Origin of the sequence: Pseudohaemophilus parahaemolyticus, assembly GCF_938021905.1 — a bacterium.
GTDB lineage: Bacteria > Pseudomonadota > Gammaproteobacteria > Enterobacterales > Pasteurellaceae > Haemophilus_A > Haemophilus_A parahaemolyticus_B.
The window spans coordinates 1-21394 of record NZ_CALIFA010000087.1 but is presented as its reverse complement, the minus strand read 5'-3'; the positions used below and the strand labels follow the sequence as shown (position 1 = coordinate 21394).

The following is a 21394-nucleotide window of genomic DNA, read 5'->3' as shown; positions in this document are numbered from 1 at the left end:
TAATCTTTTAGAAGGCAAGGATAATCCTTGCCTTTTTCTCGTTTTACGTTTTTATTTCAATTCATCTAAATATGCTTTATTCGCTTTTTCAAAGGTTTCAGATGTTTTGGCATTTGGTGCTGGTGTAATGAGAGAAATCACGACAATCATTAGTGTTGCAAGTAAGAAACCTGGGATCATGGAATACATTTCGGGCAGTTCAAATAAAGTAGTTAAATCTTTCCAGAAATAAACAATTAATGCCCCTGTGAGCATCCCTGCCATTACACCTAAACCATTCATTCGTTTCCAGAATAATGAGAGTAAGACTATAGGACCAAATGCTGATCCAAAGCCTGCCCACGCATCTTTTACTAATCCAAATACTTGACTGTTTGGATCTTGAGCGATATAAATTGCAAGGGTAGCAACAGCGAGCACCATTAAACGGCTTAACCAAACGAGTTCTTTATCAGAGGCTTCTGGGCGAAGGATGCCTTTGTATAAATCTTCGGTAATTGCACTTGAACAGATCAAAAGCTGAGCTGAAAGTGTGCTCATTACAGCGGCTAAAATGGCAGAAAGTAAGATGCCAGCAATCCAAGGGTTGAATAATAATTTCGCAAGTTCAATGAAAATCTGTTCGTTGTTTTGGCTCACTACGCTAGCTTGTTCTGGGTGTACGAAGAAATAAGCCATACCAAAATAGCCAATACCAATTGCACCAGCAAGGCAAATAACCATCCAAGTCATACTAATGCGGCGAGCATTTTCGAGTGATTTAACACCTTCCGCTGCCATAAAACGAACGACAATATGTGGCTGACCAAAATAGCCCAAACCCCATGCCATTAAGCTGGCGACACCCAGCACGGTAGTGCCTGTAAACATATCGTTGTAGTTGCGTTGAGCGATTGTTTCTGCGTGTGTGATAGCGGCCTCCATCACCTCAAAGCCACCAATATTCATCAGCACAAAAACAGGTGTAAGAATTAATGCGAAAAGCATCAATGTGGCTTGAATGGTATCCGTCCAGCTTACTGCTAAAAAGCCTCCGATAAAGGTATAAAGAATCGTCGCAACGGCACCATACCAGATAGCATCAGCGTAAGGCACGCCAAAGAGGTTTTCGAATACGCGTGCACCAGCCACAACGCCAGAAGCACAATAAACCGCAAAGAAAAGTAAGAAAATCAGAGCAGATAAGATTTTGATGATACGGGTTTTATCGCTAAAACGGTTGTGAAAATATTCTGGTAAAGTTAAAGCATCGCCAAAATATTCAGTTTGGGCACGTAAACGCCCTGCAACCAATTTCCAGTTAAGATAAGCCCCTAATGTTAAGCCAATTGCCAACCAAGCTTCAATTAAACCACCCGCATAAATTGCCCCTGGTAATCCCATCAATAACCAACCAGACATATCTGATGCCCCCGCAGAAAGTGCGGTAACAAAGCTACCTAAGCGGCGACCGCCTAAGATGTAATCTGAAAGATTATTGGTAACACGATAGGCGGTAAAGCCAATTAAGATCATCCCTAACAAATAAATCAGGAAGGTAGTTACGGTTGGATCTAAGCCAAACATTATGCATCCTCTTAAAATTTTAAAGGAAAGAGATTACTGATTTTTGGCAAAATTTCAACTTAAACCGCATAAAAAGGCGGATTTTTTTGATTTAAGCGGGCTTATTCCGCAATAATTAAATGATGCAGCGGTTTATCCCAAGGCTCAAGAGGTAGCTTTTCTACACATTGACAAGCGTGAGCCAGCCCTATGCGAATTGCTTTCGGATTTTGTTCAAAGGTGCGATCGTAAAAACCGCCACCGTAACCAAGTCGCCCAAGCTGTTTATCGCAACCAACAAGCGGTGTAAAAATCATATCAATTTGCGAAGTCGGGATCACATTTCTCACATCTAATTTCGGTTGTAACAAGCCCCACGGATGTTTTTCTAACGGTGTGACTGATTCAAAATGAGAGAAAAGCAAATTCCCCTTTGAAAAAGGATGAATAATCGGTAAGTAGCATTTTTTGCCTTGTTTACGTAGCTCTTCAACTAACACAAGAGGTGAAATTTCGTGTTTAAATGGCAAATAAACAGCGATATGTTCCGCTTGCTGTTTTTCGATAATATCTAATGCAATAGGAACTAGATCCTGCGAGGCTTGCAATTGTTTTTCTGCGGATAAATGTGAGCGTTTTTCAAGAAGTTGTTTACGAAGAACTTGGCGGTCTATTTGAATGGATGATTGCATAGGTAATAGTTGGTGGAGTGTCCGAAGTGCCGCTATCGGTAATAGTCCTTGAACCAGAAGGTTCAAGGGAGTCGAACGTATTTGTTTTTAGGCTTCTTACTTAAAGTAAGCATGCTCACCAACAACTGGATGTCCAACTCAAAGTTTTAAATTATCGGCTCAGGGACGTAACCAACAACGCACACCCCAGACAGGTTAGAATATTAACGGAATTTTGCCTTTTTTCCTAGTCTTAAACGCAATTTATTTTACGTTTGCCTAGCTTTTAGGCGAGCATATAACAGTTATTCATCAACCGTAATTGATGCGGCTGGCTGAAGTTTATTCAATGAACTATCTAGCTGCTGAATGCAGTTTTGTAACACATTTTTATTGTTTTCATTGCGTTGTTTTTCAAGCTCAAGTTCATAGTTTAAATTAAGTGCCACGATTGCCAATACTTTTTCTAACTGAATAATGCCTGATTGTTCTTTTAGAACGCCTACACGCTCTTCCAAACGTTGGGCAGAGGCAAGTAAATTATCTTTCTGTTCTGGTGGACAATGTAATCGCAAAACTTGCCCAAAAATTTGTATCTCAATATTATTTGCCGACATAACAAGCCGTCCTTATAAAGAATAAATTAGTTTATTATGCCATTATTCAATTTAATCATAAATAGAAAAATCGCTAAATTCAATTCAACAATTTTAATTATTTATAGGTAAATCAGCATAATAGCCCGATTTTTATCCCTTATTTTGCGTTTTTTTGCTATTATGCGAGCCTAATTGATCATCCTCTTGATTTTATTAATATGACAATACAAGTAGAATTTAAACAACTCGTTGCCCAACTGCAAATTGAGATTACGCCTGCCGAATTTCACGGCTTTTTAAGCGGCTTAATTGTGGGCGGGGTACAAGATGAGTCTTGGAAAACATTAACTTACCAATTCACCCATGATGGGCACGCCTTTTCTCAAGCTCCTCTCAAAACATTGGAAAACTTTTATCAAGAATTGACCGCTAGTTATACGGAAGCTAACACGCTTTTCAGCCTTTGGTTACCTGAAGATGAAAATGATGGCTTCGCTCTTGCTGATAGCATTGCGGAATGGACAAGCCACTTTATTTTGGGGTTAGGTTTAGCTCAACCCAAATTAAGCGAAGAAAAAGATGAGGTAGGCGAAGCAATTGATGATTTAGAAGAGATCTCACGCCTTGGCTACCACGATGATGACAAAAACGAAGAACTCATCGAAGCGGGCGAAGAAGTCGTCGAATATTTACGCGTGCTGGCTCTTTTCTTGCACAGCAATTTCGCATTAAATACCACACCTGCAAACAAAGCTCAACTGCACTAATTTTGAAGAATAAGGATAATTATGACTCAGCTGAAAAATGATCGCTATTTAAAAGCCCTATTACGTGAACCTGTGGATATGACACCTGTTTGGATGATGCGTCAAGCAGGTCGTTATTTGCCAGAATATAAAGCAACCCGTGCACAAGCAGGCGATTTTATGTCGCTATGTCGCAATGCAGATTTAGCCTGCGAAGTGACTTTACAACCTTTACGCCGCTATGCATTAGATGCAGCGATTTTATTTTCAGATATTTTGACTATTCCAGATGCAATGGGCTTAGGTTTAAGTTTTGGTGCAGGCGAAGGTCCTAAATTTGCTCGCCCAATTGAGCATAAAATCCAAGTGGATAATTTGCCAATTCCCGATCCTGAAGGTGAATTACAATATGTAATGAATGCTGTTCGCACCATTCGCCGTGAATTAAAAGGCGAAGTACCGTTAATCGGTTTTTCTGGCAGCCCATGGACTTTAGCAACTTATATGGTCGAAGGCGGTTCAAGCAAGGCATTCACTAAAATTAAAAAAATGATGTATGCCGATCCGCAGATTTTACACGCATTATTAGACAAACTTGCAGACAGCGTCATTCTTTATTTAAATGCACAAATTAAAGCGGGTGCACAAGCGGTAATGGTATTTGACACTTGGGGCGGTGTGTTAGCTCACGAAGAGTACAAAACCTTCTCATTGCAATATATGCAAAAAATCGTGGAAGGCTTAATTCGCGAAAATGAAGGTAGAAAAGTACCTATTACCCTGTTCACCAAAGGTGGTGGATTATGGCTTGAAGCGATTGCAGAAACAGGTTGCGATGCAGTTGGTTTAGACTGGACTGTTGATATTCGTGAGGCGAAAAAACGCGTAGGGCACAAAGTAGCACTGCAAGGCAATATGGATCCGAGCGTATTATATGCTCCAGCTGCACGCATTGAGCAAGAAGTTAAAAACATTCTTGCAGGTTTTGGCGAAGGCTCTGGTCACGTGTTTAACCTAGGGCACGGCATCCATCAAGATGTTCCAACTGAAAGCCCGAAAGTGTTTGTAAACGCTATTCACGAGTTTTCGAAGCAATATCATAAATAATTAGCTGCAAGCGGTGGAGCGTTGTAAAACTTTTACGAATTTCGACCGCTTTGTCATTAACTATCGCGAGGAATTATATGCGAAACCCCATTCACAAACGTATGGAACGCTTTGAACCTTGGCAACACCTGACCTTTATGGCGTGTTTGTGCGAAAGAATGTATCCGAATTTCCAAATGTTCTGCCATGTAGCTGAACAAGAAGAGAATACGAAGCTCTATCAGAATATCTTAAATCTCGTCTGGGAGCATCTCACTGTTAAGGGAGCGAAAATCAACTTTGATAATCAGCTCGAAAAATTAGAAAACATCATCCCAGATGTGAACGAATATGAATTTTTCGGCGTGCTTCCTGCCCAAGATGCGTGCGAAGCACTTTCTGAATTGCTACACAGCATCATTGCTGGCTCAACACTTGAACAAGCGATTCGCATTAGCCAAATCTCGCTTGGCACCGTTGCAAGCTATTTAGAGATGCAAAATGAACGAGAATTAAGCGAAGTAGAGCTAAAAAATTCAGAAGAAATTCAAGCAGAATTAGACGTACAATGGCAAATTTACCGACTTCTCAATGAATGCGAAGAGCGTGATGTTGCCTTGATTTTAGACCTTAAAAACGAGATCAGAAGTGCGGGAATAAGCAATATTGGTGTGATTTTTAACCAGTAGAATTATTTTTCGATAAAAAATAATATTTGCCTATTTGAGAAATTCGAACTTTGAATTAAGCTACACCAAGTTATATCAACCCTTTCGGCGATTTTCGCCATAACTAAACAATCTTTGAGGATTAAACTATGAACAAAAGTGAATTAATTGATGCTATCGCAGCAAAAGCAAACTTAAGCAAAAAAGATGCTAAAGCAGCTTTAGAAGCAACGTTAGAAGCCGTATCTGAAAGCTTAAAAGTTGGTGATGCTGTTCAATTAATCGGCTTCGGTACATTCAAAGTAAACAAGCGTGCAGCACGTATTGGTCGTAACCCAAGTACTGGCGAAGAGATCCAAATCGCAGAAGCTAAAATCCCAGCTTTCGTTGCTGGCAAGGCATTAAAAGATTTAGTGAAACAGTAATAGAAAATTGCCATTAAAAAACGGTCTAAACCTTATATGATAAGCATAAGGTTTAGACCGTTTTCATATCTTTTATGTCAGATTATTTTTGTTCTTCTTTAAAAGGTTGTGATTTAGATTCAGCATTTTGTTCTGATACAATTTCATACTTCTTTATCAATTCTTCTTCTAGTGTCTTACCTTCTTTTGCTACTTGATCTAATTTTGCCTGTAATTCACTAAAGATTTTATGTGACTCTTCCGTTGGTTGGTGAACTACTTTTTCTCCTTCTGTCATCAATTGTATGCCCAATGATAAGGCTTCTAAAGATTTTTCTTTAAGCTGTTTTACTTTCTCATCAGCAATTTGCAAAGTATCTGCACTTTGTTTAATTACATCAGCTTGAGCTAATAACGCTTTATTCATTGCATCACGCAATAATTTTTCATCTTTTGCTTTGTCGCCTAGTTTTTCTACTTCAGTAGTAATCGCATTTTCGATACCTTGTTCTTGAGCTTTTTGCCATTCACGGAATTTTTTGTAATCTTCCGCTCCAGTGTCTACTACTTCCGCAGATTTCTCTTCAGCTTTCACTTCCGTTTTTTCTTGATTGCTTGGTAAAGTTTCTTGTTCCATTTTTGTTTGGACTGCTGGTGCTGTGTTTGCAACATTAGTTGTTGTTTCTGTAGATTTATCACAAGCGGTTAAAAGTACAGATAATAATGCAATTGCACTTAATGTTTTTAATTTAGTCATATTAACCTCAAAAAAATGGCTAGCAAAACACTAGCCATTATTATTATTGTTTGAATCTAAAATTATTCGCCGAAAGTTTGTTGTAATTCAGCTTGTAATTGTTGTAACACATTGCCTTCTTGGATAAGTTGCTGTGTTTTCTCTGCTAATGCATTTTGTGATTCAGGCGTTGGTTGAGCCATCACTTTTACAGAATCTGCTACGATTGAACTGGATAAAGTTAAAACTTCTTTAGTTTTTGCTTTAAATGCAGCAACTAAGGGGCTTTTGATTTCTACGGCATCTAAAGTTTTTACTGTTTCATCTACAGTTTTTGTAAATTCAACTAATGCAGCTTCTACTTTTTTAGGATCATTCGTTGCTAACTCAGTTTGAAGTTTTTGTTGAGCTGCATTTGCTGCTTGCTCTTGTGCTTTGTTCCAATCTAAGATTTTTTGTAAATCTGTTTTACCTTGAGCTAACTCTTCTGCACTTAATTGTACAGCTGGTTTTGCTGTTTCTGCTGGAGCTGTTTCTTGTTGTGCTACTGGTGCTTGAGTTTGTGCTGCTGGTGTTGCTTCTGCTTTTGGTACTTCAGCAGCTTTATCTGCTGGTTTATCACAAGCGGTTAAAAATAATGCAAATAATGCTGTTGCACTGATTTTAGTTAATTTAGTCATTTAAGTTCCCTTTATGTAAAATAAATCTCTCTCAATAGAGAGGTTTGTATATTGTACGCTGTATAGACTGACTTTCAAAACAAATGTTCCGTAAAGTCTTGTATATTTATGTAAATTTAAGCTTTTTTGTGATGTTTTTCTAAACTACGATGGCGAATTTGCACTTTTTTGCCTTTCGCTTGGAAATATTTGGCGAGCTGTTCGGTCACAAAAACAGAACGGTGTTTGCCTCCCGTACAACCAATTGCAATAGTTAAATAACTTCGGTTGTTTTTTTCAAGCTGAGGCAACCACATTTCTAAATAATTACGTGTGTGATAGATAAATTGGTGCACTTCTGTTTGTCGCTCTAAAAAATCAATTACAGGTTGCTCTAGTCCTGTCATTGGACGCAACTCTGGATTCCAATGCGGGTTAGGCAAGAAACGTACATCAAACACATAATCTGCATCAGCTGGCAAGCCATACTTAAAGCCGAAAGATTCAAACACAATATTTAGCTCTTTCTCTTGATGCCCCTGTAACAACGTTCTTAAATTTTCTGCCAGTTCGTGTGAAGAAAGGTGGGAGGTATCAATAATGTAATTGGCTTGTTGAAGCAATGGTTCAAGTAAACGTTCTTCCAAATCAATCGCACTTTCGAGAGATAAATCTTGGCTAGAAAGCGGATGTAATCGGCGAGAATCACTGTAACGGCGAATAAGCATGCTCCGTTCGCAATCTAGGAACAACAATTTTACGTGATAAGGTGAAAGCTGGGCAAATAGTTCATCTAAAACTTTTGCATCTTCGGGTAAATTTCGGACATCAAGACTAACCACTGCTGATTCTTTTGACTTAGAGAGATATTCTGCTAATTGAGGGATTAACGGAAGCGGAATGTTATCCACGCAGTAATATCCAACATCTTCTAATGCACGTAATGCCACTGATTTACCCGAGCCTGAACGCCCACTAATAATGATAAGTTCCATAATAGCCCCATCAACTACTCTTCTGTTTCTGATTGTCTATCAATATATGCTAAAATCTGCCAGATTTCATCTGCCGATTGTGTTGCTCTGAGCTGTTTAGCTAATGCTTTATCGCTAAGTTTTTGGGCAATTTGCTGCAAACAGCCTTTGTATTTTTCACAACAGCCTTCAGGAAACATCATGGCATAAACCAAATCAACCTCTTTATTATCACTGGCTTCATAATCAATTGGTTGTTCTAATTTAAAAAAGAGAGCAATGGGTTGATTAAGTTCAGTACAGTCAGATGGTAGTTTTGCGTGTGGTAATGCAATACCATTACCGATGCTAGTGCAACCTAATTTTTCACGTTTGAACAAATTTTCAAAACAGATCACAGGGCATACCTCTTTTGCATTGAGACGGTATTCTAACTGGATAGATTCAGCAACTGTTTTGCCCGCTAACTCTAATAAGCGTTTTTTACTTGAAACGACCACATCATGATAAATATGATCTGGGGTTAAAAATTCTGTTAATTGCATAATAAAAGTGCCATTGAAATTCAATGGCATTCGTTATTGAAAGGATTAAAGTTTAAACTGATCACCTAAGTAAACTTCTTTTACTTTCGGATTTTCAAGCACTTGGCTTGGTGTGCCTGTCGCAATCATCTCACCACTACCGACAATATAAGCACGCTCACATACATCAAGTGTTTCACGCACGTTGTGATCGGTAATCAACACGCCTAACCCACGTTCTTTTAGATTGACGATAATTTTTTTTATATCAATAACGGAGATTGGATCCACCCCTGCGAAAGGTTCATCCAACAAGATAAATTGTGGATTAGCTGCCAGTGCACGAGCGATCTCAACACGACGACGTTCTCCCCCAGAGAGAGCTTGCCCAAGACTGTTGCGGATATGTTCAATATGGAATTCTGAAATTAATTCATCCGCACGTTCGCAACGTTGTTTATTATTTAGATCTTTACGTACTTGTAACACAGCCATCAAGTTATCATACACACTTAAACGGCGGAAAATTGAGGCCTCTTGCGGAAGATAACCAATCCCTTGTTTCGCACGATCGTGCATCGGTAGAGTGCTAATATCTTTTTGATCAATACGAATTGTACCATTATCGTGGCGAACTAAGCCCACTACCATATAGAATGAGGTAGTTTTACCCGCACCATTCGGACCAAGTAATCCCACAATTTCACCCGTGTTTACGTGAAAGCTCACATTTTTCACTACCTTACGATTTTTATAGCTTTTCGCTAAATGTTCTGCATAGAGCGTTGCCATAACTTTCCTATTTTTTATTCTGATTTAACTGATTGGGAATAAGTACGGTTTTCACGCGTGTTTTTCCACCGCTTGTTGCTTTAAGCTGCTGTTTTTTTACATCATAAGTGATTAACGGCGCCTTAATAAAGCTATCTAATTGCTTCAATTCCGCATCACCCGTTAAAGTTAAAAATTCGCTGTTCAAATCATATTTTACGCTTGAACCTTTCCCATTTACAGGCTTACCATCATCAAGAGTTTGCTGGAAAGTAACAGGCGAACCTACCGCATCTAATGTCTCTTTTTTACCTTCTTGACGAACGATTGTCACTTTATTCGCTTTCACGATAATTGAACCTTGTGTAATAGTGACACCATCATCAAAAACGACCGTGTTTGTATTCATATCTAATGATTGACTGCCTGAATCAATGTTAATTGGCTGGTCAGTATCATTTTTTAATGCTTGAGCCGATAAACTCACGCTTAATAAAGCGATTAAAATTGTTGTTTTTATTGCAAATTTCATTGTTTTTCCTTCTCTTGCTTATTTGCCGCTTTAATGACTGTCGGCTCAATATAGCTTTTCACATCTTTTAGTAAGGTTGCCACTTGCTGTTTTAAATTTCCTTTCAACCCTATACCGCTGGTAGTAAAACCTAAGCCTTGTGATTTAACTTCACTGTCAGTAAACACATCTTGCGTAGTTAAATTAACTGAAAGATGATCCGTTTCAATACGTTGTAATTTTGAAGTTGGCTCAAGTGCTTGCAATGTTACGTTACCTGAAAGAGTTAAAATTCTCTCTGCATTAATTTCTGCGTGATCTGCACTCAATTTCCACTGCTTTAAAGCGGTCAATTTATCAAATAAATTAACTAACGGGTTTGTAAATTCGGTTTTTTCACTCTCTTCATAACGCTTAATCTCTTCTGCTTCAGCGTAATATTCTGGTTTGCCTTCTAAATCAAACACCGAAGTAGACATTCGATTACCGGTGTAATCTGGCATTCCCTCTTTTTTAATCAGATTATCTAGTCCGTTTGTTTCGTCTTTGGCTTGATATTGCATCCAGCCTAGCAAGGTAGCCACAATCACCAATAGCAGGGCAGTTATTCGTTTATTCATATCCCATACCTATAAATTTAACGCTAAATCATAACATAATTTTGATATTCATAGAGAGAGTTAGTTCAGGGATTTTGTAAATTTTGTAAAAAAATAAACCGCTTGTAAATTTTTTAATACTTACAAGCGGTTAGTTTTCACGGTAGTTTTACTAAACTCTAACCTGTATTTCGCATTCCTGCTGCAATCCCCGTGATAGTAATCATCAAGGCTTGTTCAAGTTCTGGATCTGGGTTCTCAGTTTGGCGTAAACGGGCAAGCAACTCAACTTGTAATAAGTTAAGTGGGTCGGTATAAACATTACGTAAGGCGATAGAATCGGCAATCCAAGGTAAATCACCCATTAACTGACCATCGCTTGATAGAGCAAGAATGGTTTGAATATCCTCACTCAATTGCGTACGGAGATTTTGCCCTAGGCGTTGCAACTCTTTAGCGACTAAGCGTTGATCATAATGTTCTGCCAACCATAAATCTGCTTTGGAGAACACCATCTCAAGCATACCGATACGGGTTGAGAAGAAAGGCCACTCTTTACTCATCTCTTTAAGCGTTGTTTCATCACCTGTTTCAATCATTTTACGCAATGCAGCTCCCGCACCAAGCCATGCTGGTAGCATTAAGCGGTTTTGCATCCACGCAAAGATCCAAGGAATAGCACGCAGACTTTCTACCCCGCCGTTTGGATTACGTTTTGAAGGGCGTGAGCCAAGCGGTAATTTCGCTAACTCTTGTTCTGGCGTTGCAGCACGGAAATAAGGCACGAAATCAGGTTCGCCACGCACAACGCCACGATAAATTTCGCAAGAAATCTCAGCCCCTTTATCCATCACATCACGCCAGCTTTGTTTTGGCTCTGGTGGTGGGAGTAAGTTCGCTTCTAAAATTGCACTTGCATATAGATTTAAGGTATCAACAGCCACTTCTGGCAAACCAAGTTTAAAGCGGATCATTTCACCTTGTTCTGTTACACGTAAGCCTGATTTGAGCGAACGAGGAGGTTGAGATAACAGTGCTGCGTGAGCAGGTGCACCGCCACGCCCCACCGTACCACCACGACCGTGGAATAAAACCAATTCAATATTATGTTTTTCCGCCAAGTTCACTAAGGCTTCTTGTGAACGATATTGTGCCCAAGAAGCGGCTAACATTCCCGCATCTTTTGCAGAATCGGAGTAGCCAATCATTACCATTTGGTAGTTATTGATAATGCCACGATACCAGCCGATATTGAACAAATCGGTCATCACTTTTTCACTGTGATCCAAGTCGTTCAATGTTTCGAATAGCGGAGCAACGGGAATCGTATATTTACAGCCTGCTTCTTTGAGTAATAAATGTACCGCTAATACATCCGATGCTTCACGAGCCATAGAGATCACATAAGCAGAAATCACGCCTTTTGGCTGCTCAGCGATGACTTTGCATGTATCTAAAATTTCTTGCGTTTCTGGACTTGGTGTCCAATTGGTTGGAATAAGTGGGCGGCGTGAGCTTAATTCACGCACTAAAAACGCCTGTTTATCATTTTCAGTCCATTGCGAATAGTCGCCTAAGCCAATATAACGGGTGATTTCTGCTATTGCCATTTCATGACGGGTACTTTCTTGGCGAATATCTAAGCGAGAAAGGCTTAAACCAAAGCAGCGAATGCGACGTAAGCAATCTAGTAAGCCACCGTTTGCGATGATACGCATTCCGCAAGCGTGTAACGATTGGTAACAATCAAAAAGCGGTTCCCAAAGTTCTTCGTCATTAAACATGACTTCATCTTTGTTAATCGTAACGGGTTTACCTTCAATTAACTCGCCAAAGTAAGTTAAGGTATTTTGTAATTTGCTACGTAAGCCTTTTACCACCACACGGTATGGCTCAATATGATCGCCATATTTTTCGCGGAATTCAGGCGTACAGTGCACTACTGAAAGCTCTTCGGCTAAATTACTAATATCGCGTAAGAAAAGATCTGCGGCTTTCCAGCGGTTCATATAGAATACTTTGCGAGTTACTTCAGAGGTCACAAACGGATTGCCATCGCGGTCGCCTCCCATCCAGGAAGAGAAACGCACAGGGATAAGTGCTACATCGTGTTGTACGCCAAAATGTTTTTCTAATTGGAAATTCAACTCACGGCAGAAGTCTGGCACAGCAGTCCAAAGGCTGTTTTCAATAATAGCCATTCCCCATTTAGCTTCATCAATTGGCGTTGGGCGAGCGGCACGAATTTCATTGGTATGCCACGCAAGTGCAATTAACTGCATCAAACGACGTTGTAGGCGGAATTTTTCGCCCTCGGTTAAATCATCGTGCTCTAATTGTTCTAAACATTTATTGATCTCAACGTGTTTATGCACCAAAGAACGGCGTGTCACTTCGGTTGGGTGAGCGGTTAAAACAAGCTCAACTAGTAATTTTTCAACGGTTTGAATGACTAACTCAACAGGCGTATTTTGTGCTTTCAAGCGGGCGAAAAGTGCACTTAGAGCACGATTACCTAAGGTTTCATCATAGTCGTGACGAGAAATCGTTTGATATTGTTCTGCAATATTGGTGAGGTTTAAGAATTGACTAAAGGCACGAGCCACAGGTAAGACATTTTCAGTCGAAATATGGGCAAGTTTATTCAGCAACTGCTCGCGGGCTTGTTCATCACCACTACGAGATTTTTTTGAAAGCTGACGAATGCTCTCAATAAGATCTAAAATTTCGCTTCCTTGTGCTTCTCGAATGGTTTCTCCTAAAAATTCGCCCAACATATGAATGTTTTGACGCACGCCAGAATGAGGTTGGCTCATAATGTTTCCTCTTTAGATTTTAAAAATTAACTGAAAATAGATATATCGAATTTGAGTTAAAATTTCAACCTAGAATTTTTTTATTTATGAAAAAAATAATAAAATACGAATTTTATTTTGGAAATAAAAAACGTAGAGCATATCACTCTACGTTTAACTTACATAATTAACCTGCAACAGACGGTAAAATTCCAGCTTGCATTAAGAATGGAATGACCATAATAATCACGCCCATAATCAACGCAATCACTAAAGCAGCGTTCCCGCCCGCAACACGGTATGACAGATTTGGGTGTAATTGACGAGCACGCCACGCCAAGCCGATTGGAAGCACTAAGCCGTAGAAAGAGAAGAGTAAACCCGCATAGCCTAAGGCTGCGATAAAGCCATTTGGATAGAACAATGCAAACGCAAGCGGTGGAATAAAGGTTAATGGTGTCAAAATCAAGCGATTGTTTGGCAACTGTACACGTTTCAATAAGTCGCCCACGCCTTCAAAAATCCCCATCGCCACGCCTAAGAATGAGGTAATTAACGCTAATGTAGAGAAAATTCGTACCATTTCGCCAAGCACGGTACTCCCCGTGATTTGACTGGTCGCTTTCACTAAGCCGTTTAAGGTTGCATCTTGTTTTAATAATGTCGCAAACTCACTTTGGCTCAATACCCCGTGCGTTGCCAATTGCCACAAGAGGTAAGCGGTTAATGGAATTAACGTCCCGATAAGTACTGCCACACGGATTTTTTTGATGTCCGCTTCTAAATAGCTATTGATACTTCCCATAATCACGTGGAAACCGAACGAGGTAAAGAAGATAGGAATCGCAGAAATCACCAATAAATTATCTAACGGCACAGCAGTCAGGTTTTCTAATTTGGCTTTTGGCAACATCATCATCAATACGCCAATAAAGGCAATGATTTTTCCGATGAAAAGCACACGGGTTAAACCATCTACACCTTTAATCCCGACTACAACGAATGCACCTAAAATAAAAGTAAAAATTAAAATCCCGATTTTTAAGGCATTATCTGCGCCCAAACTTTCAGGCAACACGCCCGAAACTAACGAGCCACCGCCCGTAATATAAGCCGCCAACAACGCATAAAGTAAAATTAACAAGCTTGCGGTAGCTAACACACGCCCTGTCATACCAAAATATTGTTCAGCAAGCGTTGCCACACCGACATCTTGCTGTTTGGCGGTTTGGTACACTTCCATAAAGAGCAAGCCTGTGTAGGTGAGAAGTAGCCATAAGCCAACGAGTAAGACGAGCGTCATGCCAAAGCCCATTCCTGCAGAAGTAAGCGGCATCGCTAACATTCCCGCACCAATGGTTGTGCCTGCAATCATTAAGGCACTGCCCAAAATTTTATTTTTCATAAGATCTCCTGTATATAAGAAGTTTGCATTCTAGCAAATCTAAAATTATTCATTTAAAGCAATTTTTGTTTTCTATGCTAAATTTCATTGTTTGTGGCGATACAAGCAGAGTTTTTATCTATTTTCGACAAACTTTAATGCATCTTCTACAATTGACACATTCGCCCCTGGTTTACAAGCATTTTCACTTAAATGGCGACGCCACTGTCTTGCACCTTTGCAATTTTGAAATGCTCCAAGCATATGACGAACGATGTGATTGAGGTAAACCCCTTTCGCTAATTCCTTTTCGATATAAGGCAACATCTTTTCTACTGCTTCTCGGGCAGTGACAAGCGGTCGATTTTCGCCAAAAATTTGCGAGTCAATTTCTCCTAATAATGAAGGATTTTGATAAGCCTCACGCCCTACCATCACACCATCAACGAATTGAAGATGATGTTTAATTTCTTCAATGGTCTTAATACCACCATTGATAGAGATGTTGAGATGTGAAAAATTACGCTTGAGCTGATAAACGCGTTCATAATCAAGCGGTGGAATTTCTCGATTTTCTTTCGGGCTTAAGCCAGAAAGCCATGCTTTACGAGCGTGCACGATAAAATCGTTCGAATAAGGTTGCACTTTTTCAATGAAATCGCAGAGAAATTCGTAGCTGTCTAAATCATCAATTCCGATGCGATGTTTAACCGTCACAGGGATTTGGACTGCATCTTGCATTGCTTTAATGCAGTCTGCAACTAAATCGGCTTTACCCATCAAACAGGCACCAAACATGCCATTTTGTACGCGATCAGACGGGCAACCTACGTTTAAATTCACTTCCGCATAACCGCGTTCTTCTACCAATTTTGCACAATGTGCCAGCTGTTTTGGATCGCTTCCGCCTAATTGCAATGCTACTGGGTTTTCAGCAGGATTGTACTCCAACAGATCATATTTGGCATGAATGATTGCTGGAGCGGTGATCATTTCGGTATAAAGCAAAGCGTGTTGGCTAAATTGGCGATGAAAATAACGGCAATGACGCGTAGTCCAATCTAGCATAGGGGCAACAGAAAATCGCCCTGAATAAAAATTTTTCTGCATAGTTTTATAAATTGAAAGGGATTAAATTTTCTGAGAGTTTTGCAAAAGAGTTCAGAAATATAACCGCTAGTGATAAGGATTAAATATGGCAAGATAATACTATAAATCAAAGCGTTTTGCTTTAATTTTCTGGTAAAAAAGAAAGATATACACAAGATATCCATAAGTAAAACAACACAATATATTGTGTTTTTATAACACTGAAGCACAATATATAGAACAAAATCATCTAAAAGATTTTTTCTTTATAAATCAATAAACTAGTAAAGGGGGAGTAGAAAATGTGCTCAAAAGCATTTTGTCAAGACTTGTTCTTACCAAAGAAATTCCCTAGAATTTGCCCTCAATTTCAATAAGGAAACATAGAGCAAAGTATGAAAAGACGTAATCTTTTTGAAAAACGCTTGAACATCAAACCATACGAATACCCTGAACTACTTGAGTTTAAAGATGCTATTCGCCACTCATATTGGCTACACACCGAATTCAATTTTACAGGTGATATTCAAGATTATCGCACAACCATTAGCAACCACGAACGCCACGTTTTAACACGTGCAATGCTGGCGATTTCGCAGGTAGAAGTGAATGTAAAACGTTTCTGGGGTGAGCTCTATCGTTATTTTCCAAAACCTGAAATGGATGATGTAGGTGGTACTTTTGCTGAATCAGAAGTTCGCCATAAAGATGCTTATTCATTTTTGCTTGAAAAATTAGGCTTAAATGAGATGTTTAGCCAAATTCAAGAGATTGAACCGTTAATGAACCGCATCCGCTACATGGAAGCCTTTATGAAAGATAAAGATGCGGGCAAAGGCGAATTTGTACTTTCTTTAGTGCTTTTCTCTTTATTTGTTGAACATATTTCATTATTTGGTCAATTCTTGATTATGATGTCTTTCAATAAGTATAAAAACTTATTCAAAGGGATTTCAAATGCGGTTGAAGCAACCTCTAAAGAAGAAGAAATTCACGGTAAATTCGGAATTGCGTTATACGAAATTTTACGTGATGAACATTCAGAATTATTTACAGATGAATTCTTCGTTGAATTAAAAAACTTAGCAGATCAAGCATTTGATGCAGAAAAAGGCATTTTAGATTGGATTTTTGAAGACGGTGATTTGAGCTTTATTAGCAAAGAAACTGTGCTCAATTACATTAAAAGCCGTTATAACAATTCATTGATGATATTAGGTTTAGAACCACCACACGACATCAATCCTGAATTGTTAAAAGAAACAGAGTGGTTTGATATTGAGATTCTTTCAACCAAAGAAACGGATTTCTTTAACAAACGTAGTACCGATTATAGTAAAAAAATGAAACAGATTACCGCAGATGATTTATTCTAGTTCCCGTCCCGATTTTGCTTGGCTAAACGAAGATAGCCGTTTATTTTTACAACGTGGTTATTTACTTGAAGGAACAACCGCTTTAGACCGTATCCGTTATATTGCTGAACACGCTGAAAGAAAATTAGGTATTGAAGGTTATGCGGATAAATTCTTCCACTATATGGCTCGTGGTTATTTCTCACTTTCATCGCCAATTTGGTCAAACTTTGGCTTAGACCGTGGTTTACCAATTTCTTGTTTTGGTAGTTATATTGGGGATTCTATCCACGAAATTATGGAAACTACTGCAGAAGTGGGGATGATGAGTAAAATCGGTGGCGGTACATCAGGCTATTTTGGCGATATTCGTCCACGTGGTTCATCAATCAGAAACAACGGTAAATCAGATGGCTCATTTAATTTCAGCAAGTTATTTGATACCGTTATCGATGTGATTTCTCAAGGGACTTCCCGTAAAGGTCAATTCGCAGGCTATATTGATATTGAACACGGCGATATTGATGAATGGTTAGACATTCATACTGAAGGTAATCCAATTCAGTTAATGTATTATGGGGTTTGCGTAGGGCACGAATGGTTAGAGTCAATGAAAGCTGGCGATCCATATAAACGCCAGCTTTGGGCAAAATTACTGCAACGTAAAACTGAAACGGGTATTCCATATTTATTCTTTAAGGACAATGCGAATGCAGGTCGCCCAGACGTTTATAAAGATAAAAATATGACCGTACATGCTTCAAACTTGTGCACGGAGATTATGTTACCATCCAGCTCTGATGAGAGCTTTGTATGCTGCTTATCTTCAATGAACCTGCTCTATTTTGATGAGTGGAAAGAGACTGATGCACCAGAAGTATTAACCTACTTCTTAGATGTAGTAATGAGTGAATTTATTGAGAAAAGTAATGAAATTCCATTCTTGCATCGTGCAAATAAATTTGCTCGTCGCCACCGTGCATTAGGTTTAGGGGTATTAGGCTGGCACAGTTATTTACAAGCGAACAACATTGCGTTTGATAGCTTCCAAGCGATGCAAAAAAATAATGAAATTTTCCGTACCTTACAGGAAAAAACATTAAAAGCGTCAAAAGAATTAGCACAACGTTTTGGTGAGCCTGAAATCTTAAAAGGCTACGGACGCCGTAATACCACATTGATGTCAATAGCACCAACTAAATCAAGTAGCTTTATTTTAGGCAGCGTATCGCCATCGGTTGAACCATTTAAATCGAACTACTATGTAAAAGATTTGGCTAAAATCAAAACCATTTACAAAAATCCATTCTTAGAGAAATTACTCAAAGAAAAAGGTTTAGATAACGAAGAAATTTGGGAATCTATCTTACATAATGATGGTTCTGTGCAACATTTGACACAACTAACTGATGAAGAGAAAGAAATATTCAAAACCTTCTCTGAAATCAGTCAATTAAGCGTAATTCAACAAGCAGCACAACGCCAAAAATATATCGATCAAGGTCAGAGTATTAATATTATGGTGCACCCTGCAACCCCTGCAAAAGACTTGAACCAGTTATACTTAACCGCAGAAGAGTTGGGTTTAAAATCAATTTACTATCAATACTCAATGAGTGCAGCACAAGTGTTTAACCGCAACTTATTAAGTTGTTCAAGCTGTGAAGGCTAATCCTAGAAATGAAAAAAGCAACTGTGTTTTTAGGTAAACACAGTTGCTACAATACACAAATTTTATTTATTCGTTTTATGATCGTCCTTCATATTTGAGAAAATATTCGCCAAAACTGGGCCTGAAACGTTGTGCCAGAAACTAAATAAAGCACTTGGTACAGCAGCTATTGGGTTGAAATGTGCTGCGGCTAATGCTGCCCCTAATCCTGAATTTTGCATTCCTACCTCAATGGCAATAGCTTTGCTATCGACTATATTTAATTTGAATAATTTTGCAGAAAAGAAACCAATTAAATAGCCTAAACAGTTGTGCAACACTACTACACTGAAAATCAACAAGCCTGATTCTACAATTTTATCTTTACTTACCGCAACCACAGCAGCCAAAATTAATACAATTGAAATAACGGAAACTAACGGCATGGCTTGGCTGGCTTGCTCAATCGCTTTCTTAAATAACGCACGTACAACTAACCCCAAGAATATTGGGAAAAGCACCATTTTTAATACGGATAAGAACATTGCAGATGCATCAATATCTAACCATTGGCTAGCAAGAACGTAGAAGATTGCAGGCGTTAGTAATGGAGAAAGCAACGTAGAAATTGTTGTACAAGCAACCGAAAGTGCGGTATTCCCTTTTGCAAGGTAGGTCATTACATTTGAAGAGGTACCACCAGGGCAAGAACCGACTAAGATAACGCCAACGGCTAAATCAGGCGGTAAGTCAAAGGCTTTAGCGAGAACAAAAGCGATAGAGGGCATAATCACAAATTGCCCAACTACGCCAATTACGACTGATTTTGGATGTTTTGCTACTTCGCCGAAATCATTAAAGGTAAGCGTAATCCCCATACCAAACATCACTAAACCTAATAGGTAAGGAATATAAGGTGCGAAGATTTTAAATTCAGTGGGGAAATAGAAGGCAAGAACAGCAAAAACAATTGCCCAGAGTGCAAAAGTTTTACTGACAAATTGTGTAAGTTTAAGAAGAGTTTGCATATAAAGTCCTATTCATTATAAAAAAATTAAGAAAAGTTCTGATTTTAGAGCGGATTATCCTACTTGTCTATCTTCACTATAAAAAATCAGAAACTACCAAACCACACTCATTTATTTTATCTTTACAATCCGATCTTCATTGCTAACCCAACAAAAATGGTGCCACAAATTTTATTTAACCCGCTGCCAATTGTTTGACTATTTCTTAATAAACGACCCAATGGGGAGGCTGCTATCACTAATATGATGCACCAAACGGTACTTGTGCCGAGCAAAGTTAAGCCCAGTAATAAAAACGGTAAAAAGGTATTTTCTAAGTTTGAGGTAACAAATTGTGGCAATAATGCCAAGAAGAATAACACTACTTTAGGATTTAATACGTTAGTAATCACGCCTTGACGATAAATTTTATAGAGTGGTAATTTGTCTAAATTTGGATTATCAATGACCAAAGGTTCACGCCACATTTTGATGCCTAAATAAAGCAAATAAGCTGCACCTGCATATTTGAGAACAGCAAACAACATTGGAGAGTGAGCAACAACGCCCGCTAAACCTAATGAAACCGCTAGCACGTGAAATAGCATTCCCGTTTGAATACCGAGAGCAGAAACAATGCCCGATTTTTTACCTTCTGCAATGGTGCGAGTAATAATATAAATGGTATCCGAGCCGGGGGTGAGATTTAATAAAACACAAGCGGTTAAAAAGCCCCAATAATTTACAATGTCGTTCATCGTTTTAATCTTCCTTGTTTGAAGTTATCAATAGTTAATAATGTAATCGCAATAGCTAAACAGATCATCAATATATAAGATTTTGAATCCAAACTTTCGCCAATAATAAATGAAATAGTAAGCATAACTAAAGGTTCCATATAACCTAATAGCCCTAACACATTTACAGGTAATAAATTACTGGAAGCGATATAAGCAATAAATGCAATACCATTTACCAATCCAAACAGAGCCAGAATCGCATAAAGATAATGATTTTCCATTAAAATTGGCTGCATCTCCGTTTGAGAAATAAAATATAATGCAAAGGGAGTAACTAATAATAATTCAATAAAAAATGTAGCAAGATTATTAATGTCAAAATAGCGACGTAATGTAATATAAAGTGGATAGCCAATGCCGGCGACTAGTGTTGCCCAAGAAAAAGTCCCCGTTAAAATAATATTTGTGCCTACCCCAATAATCGCAAAAGTTAAAGAAAGCCATTTTAATAAGGTAAAATTTTCTTTAAATACGATTTTACCTAATGCTACAGCAACGATAGGCAACAATAAATAGCCAATAGAAACAGGAATTGCCTGGCCATTGTTAGGCGCCCACATAAAAAGCCAGAGTTGTACGCCTGTGTTTAGTGCAAGCAATAATAAAATAAAGATAATCGGTGGATTTTTCTTTATTTTTTGCCAAAGTTGTTTAAATTTTGGAGTCTGTTTGAATAATAAAATCGCGAGTAAAATAAATGGAATCAATACAATAATTCGAAAACCAAACATACTTTCGCCGCTTAATGGGTGCAATAAAATAGCAAAATAATAACCTAAACCAAATAAAAAATTAGCCGTGATACAAAAAAAGACACCTT

The 21394-nt window shown here is 38.6% G+C and carries 22 protein-coding genes and 1 other RNA gene; 6 read left to right on the top strand and 17 right to left on the bottom strand.

The genetic code is table 11. From position 1 onward, the window contains the following. Nucleotides 1-51: 51 nt before the first annotated feature. The 4 genes from putP to QMF79_RS10120 form a co-directional block, all read right to left on the bottom strand. The gene (gene putP, locus QMF79_RS10135) at nucleotides 52-1566 is read right to left on the bottom strand and encodes a sodium/proline symporter PutP (RefSeq protein ID WP_281773769.1); all 1515 of its coding nucleotides are present in this window, start codon (nucleotides 1564-1566) and stop codon (nucleotides 52-54) included. A gap of 101 nt (nucleotides 1567-1667) precedes the next feature. Then, a complete protein-coding gene (locus tag QMF79_RS10130; RefSeq protein ID WP_281773768.1) occupies nucleotides 1668-2237 on the bottom strand; it encodes a 5-formyltetrahydrofolate cyclo-ligase in 570 nt (189 codons plus the stop codon). 14 nt (nucleotides 2238-2251) lie between these two features. Further along, a non-coding RNA gene (gene ssrS / locus QMF79_RS10125) (6S RNA) lies at nucleotides 2252-2433 on the bottom strand. 88 nt (nucleotides 2434-2521) lie between these two features. Next, nucleotides 2522-2833, bottom strand: coding sequence for a cell division protein ZapA (locus QMF79_RS10120; protein WP_005706879.1), 312 nt, complete (start codon nucleotides 2831-2833; stop codon nucleotides 2522-2524). Nucleotides 2834-3027: 194 nt separating this feature from the next. Here QMF79_RS10120 and QMF79_RS10115 point away from each other — a divergent pair, with 194 nt between their 5' ends. The 4 genes from QMF79_RS10115 to QMF79_RS10100 all read left to right on the top strand — a co-directional run bounded on the left by QMF79_RS10115 (nucleotide 3028) and on the right by QMF79_RS10100 (nucleotide 5740). Beyond that, nucleotides 3028-3582, top strand: coding sequence for a UPF0149 family protein (locus tag QMF79_RS10115; RefSeq protein ID WP_425591900.1), 555 nt, complete (start codon nucleotides 3028-3030; stop codon nucleotides 3580-3582). Nucleotides 3583-3603: 21 nt separating this feature from the next. Continuing rightward, nucleotides 3604-4668 (top strand): uroporphyrinogen decarboxylase, encoded by a 1065-nt coding sequence (hemE, locus tag QMF79_RS10110; protein WP_281773766.1) that lies wholly within the window; start codon nucleotides 3604-3606, stop codon nucleotides 4666-4668. Between the two features lie 77 nt (nucleotides 4669-4745). Continuing rightward, a complete protein-coding gene (locus tag QMF79_RS10105; protein ID WP_281773765.1) occupies nucleotides 4746-5336 on the top strand; it encodes a YjaG family protein in 591 nt (196 codons plus the stop codon). Nucleotides 5337-5464: 128 nt separating this feature from the next. Continuing rightward, a complete protein-coding gene (locus tag QMF79_RS10100) occupies nucleotides 5465-5740 on the top strand; it encodes an HU family DNA-binding protein (protein ID WP_281773764.1) in 276 nt (91 codons plus the stop codon). Nucleotides 5741-5822: 82 nt separating this feature from the next. Here the strand turns inward: QMF79_RS10100 and QMF79_RS10095 are convergent, their stop codons facing one another. From QMF79_RS10095 to dusA, 10 genes are all read right to left on the bottom strand, one after another. Beyond that, nucleotides 5823-6476: a lipoprotein Hlp gene (locus QMF79_RS10095; protein ID WP_281773763.1), complete on the bottom strand. Its 654-nt coding sequence runs from the start codon at nucleotides 6474-6476 to the stop codon at nucleotides 5823-5825. A 62-nt stretch (nucleotides 6477-6538) separates the two neighbouring features. After that, nucleotides 6539-7135 carry a lipoprotein HlpB gene (locus QMF79_RS10090; RefSeq protein WP_281773762.1) on the bottom strand — a complete coding sequence of 199 codons (597 nt, stop codon included), beginning with the start codon at nucleotides 7133-7135 and terminating at the stop codon, nucleotides 6539-6541. Nucleotides 7136-7251: 116 nt separating this feature from the next. Then, nucleotides 7252-8109, bottom strand: coding sequence for an RNase adapter RapZ (gene rapZ / locus QMF79_RS10085; RefSeq protein WP_281773761.1), 858 nt, complete (start codon nucleotides 8107-8109; stop codon nucleotides 7252-7254). A gap of 14 nt (nucleotides 8110-8123) precedes the next feature. Then, nucleotides 8124-8633 carry a PTS sugar transporter subunit IIA gene (locus tag QMF79_RS10080; RefSeq protein ID WP_281773760.1) on the bottom strand — a complete coding sequence of 170 codons (510 nt, stop codon included), beginning with the start codon at nucleotides 8631-8633 and terminating at the stop codon, nucleotides 8124-8126. A gap of 45 nt (nucleotides 8634-8678) precedes the next feature. Beyond that, nucleotides 8679-9404, bottom strand: coding sequence for an LPS export ABC transporter ATP-binding protein (gene lptB / locus QMF79_RS10075; RefSeq protein ID WP_281773759.1), 726 nt, complete (start codon nucleotides 9402-9404; stop codon nucleotides 8679-8681). Nucleotides 9405-9411: 7 nt separating this feature from the next. Further along, nucleotides 9412-9915: a lipopolysaccharide transport periplasmic protein LptA gene (lptA, locus tag QMF79_RS10070; RefSeq protein WP_281773758.1), complete on the bottom strand. Its 504-nt coding sequence runs from the start codon at nucleotides 9913-9915 to the stop codon at nucleotides 9412-9414. Next, complete coding sequence (gene lptC / locus QMF79_RS10065) at nucleotides 9912-10514, bottom strand: LPS export ABC transporter periplasmic protein LptC (protein WP_281773757.1); 603 nt, start codon at nucleotides 10512-10514, stop codon at nucleotides 9912-9914. Before lptC ends, lptA begins: the two co-directional genes overlap by 4 nt. 158 nt (nucleotides 10515-10672) lie before the next feature. Beyond that, nucleotides 10673-13309, bottom strand: a complete 2637-nt coding sequence (gene ppc, locus QMF79_RS10060) for a phosphoenolpyruvate carboxylase (RefSeq protein WP_281773756.1) — start codon at nucleotides 13307-13309, stop codon at nucleotides 10673-10675. 166 nt (nucleotides 13310-13475) lie between these two features. Then, complete coding sequence (locus QMF79_RS10055) at nucleotides 13476-14693, bottom strand: aromatic amino acid transport family protein (protein WP_281773755.1); 1218 nt, start codon at nucleotides 14691-14693, stop codon at nucleotides 13476-13478. 114 nt (nucleotides 14694-14807) lie between these two features. Next, entirely contained in the window at nucleotides 14808-15782 is a 975-nt protein-coding gene (dusA, locus tag QMF79_RS10050) for a tRNA dihydrouridine(20/20a) synthase DusA (RefSeq protein ID WP_281773754.1), read from the bottom strand. 374 nt (nucleotides 15783-16156) lie between these two features. On the opposite strand from dusA, the gene QMF79_RS10045 reads away from it, so the two are divergent. Both QMF79_RS10045 and QMF79_RS10040 read left to right on the top strand, forming a co-directional pair. Further along, complete coding sequence (locus QMF79_RS10045) at nucleotides 16157-17137, top strand: ribonucleotide-diphosphate reductase subunit beta (protein WP_281773753.1); 981 nt, start codon at nucleotides 16157-16159, stop codon at nucleotides 17135-17137. Continuing rightward, entirely contained in the window at nucleotides 17124-18788 is a 1665-nt protein-coding gene (locus tag QMF79_RS10040; RefSeq protein ID WP_281773752.1) for a ribonucleoside-diphosphate reductase subunit alpha, read from the top strand. Before QMF79_RS10045 ends, QMF79_RS10040 begins: the two co-directional genes overlap by 14 nt. Nucleotides 18789-18850: 62 nt before the next feature. Here QMF79_RS10040 and QMF79_RS10035 read toward each other — a convergent pair whose 3' ends face one another. The 3 genes from QMF79_RS10035 to rarD all read right to left on the bottom strand — a co-directional run bounded on the left by QMF79_RS10035 (nucleotide 18851) and on the right by rarD (nucleotide 21377). After that, nucleotides 18851-19795, bottom strand: coding sequence for a bile acid:sodium symporter family protein (locus tag QMF79_RS10035; RefSeq protein WP_281773751.1), 945 nt, complete (start codon nucleotides 19793-19795; stop codon nucleotides 18851-18853). Between the two features lie 122 nt (nucleotides 19796-19917). After that, on the bottom strand, nucleotides 19918-20532 hold the full coding sequence (locus tag QMF79_RS10030) for a LysE family translocator (protein WP_281773750.1): 615 nt from the start codon (nucleotides 20530-20532) through the stop codon (nucleotides 19918-19920). Next, complete coding sequence (gene rarD, locus QMF79_RS10025) at nucleotides 20529-21377, bottom strand: EamA family transporter RarD (RefSeq protein ID WP_281773805.1); 849 nt, start codon at nucleotides 21375-21377, stop codon at nucleotides 20529-20531. Before rarD ends, QMF79_RS10030 begins: the two co-directional genes overlap by 4 nt. Nucleotides 21378-21394: the final 17 nt, after the last annotated feature.

Coding starts and splice junctions, on each gene's coding strand:
- putP (WP_281773769.1), bottom strand. CDS start 1,566: ATGTTTGGCTTAGATCCAACCGTAACTACCTTCCTGATTTATTTGTTA.
- QMF79_RS10130 (WP_281773768.1), bottom strand. CDS start 2,237: ATGCAATCATCCATTCAAATAGACCGCCAAGTTCTTCGTAAACAACTT.
- QMF79_RS10120 (WP_005706879.1), bottom strand. CDS start 2,833: ATGTCGGCAAATAATATTGAGATACAAATTTTTGGGCAAGTTTTGCGA.
- hemE (WP_281773766.1), top strand. CDS start 3,604: ATGACTCAGCTGAAAAATGATCGCTATTTAAAAGCCCTATTACGTGAA.
- QMF79_RS10105 (WP_281773765.1), top strand. CDS start 4,746: ATGCGAAACCCCATTCACAAACGTATGGAACGCTTTGAACCTTGGCAA.
- QMF79_RS10100 (WP_281773764.1), top strand. CDS start 5,465: ATGAACAAAAGTGAATTAATTGATGCTATCGCAGCAAAAGCAAACTTA.
- QMF79_RS10095 (WP_281773763.1), bottom strand. CDS start 6,476: ATGACTAAATTAAAAACATTAAGTGCAATTGCATTATTATCTGTACTT.
- QMF79_RS10090 (WP_281773762.1), bottom strand. CDS start 7,135: ATGACTAAATTAACTAAAATCAGTGCAACAGCATTATTTGCATTATTT.
- rapZ (WP_281773761.1), bottom strand. CDS start 8,109: ATGGAACTTATCATTATTAGTGGGCGTTCAGGCTCGGGTAAATCAGTG.
- QMF79_RS10080 (WP_281773760.1), bottom strand. CDS start 8,633: ATGCAATTAACAGAATTTTTAACCCCAGATCATATTTATCATGATGTG.
- lptB (WP_281773759.1), bottom strand. CDS start 9,404: ATGGCAACGCTCTATGCAGAACATTTAGCGAAAAGCTATAAAAATCGT.
- lptA (WP_281773758.1), bottom strand. CDS start 9,915: ATGAAATTTGCAATAAAAACAACAATTTTAATCGCTTTATTAAGCGTG.
- lptC (WP_281773757.1), bottom strand. CDS start 10,514: ATGAATAAACGAATAACTGCCCTGCTATTGGTGATTGTGGCTACCTTG.
- ppc (WP_281773756.1), bottom strand. CDS start 13,309: ATGAGCCAACCTCATTCTGGCGTGCGTCAAAACATTCATATGTTGGGC.
- QMF79_RS10055 (WP_281773755.1), bottom strand. CDS start 14,693: ATGAAAAATAAAATTTTGGGCAGTGCCTTAATGATTGCAGGCACAACC.
- dusA (WP_281773754.1), bottom strand. CDS start 15,782: ATGCAGAAAAATTTTTATTCAGGGCGATTTTCTGTTGCCCCTATGCTA.
- QMF79_RS10045 (WP_281773753.1), top strand. CDS start 16,157: ATGAAAAGACGTAATCTTTTTGAAAAACGCTTGAACATCAAACCATAC.
- QMF79_RS10040 (WP_281773752.1), top strand. CDS start 17,124: ATGATTTATTCTAGTTCCCGTCCCGATTTTGCTTGGCTAAACGAAGAT.
- QMF79_RS10035 (WP_281773751.1), bottom strand. CDS start 19,795: ATGCAAACTCTTCTTAAACTTACACAATTTGTCAGTAAAACTTTTGCA.
- QMF79_RS10030 (WP_281773750.1), bottom strand. CDS start 20,532: ATGAACGACATTGTAAATTATTGGGGCTTTTTAACCGCTTGTGTTTTA.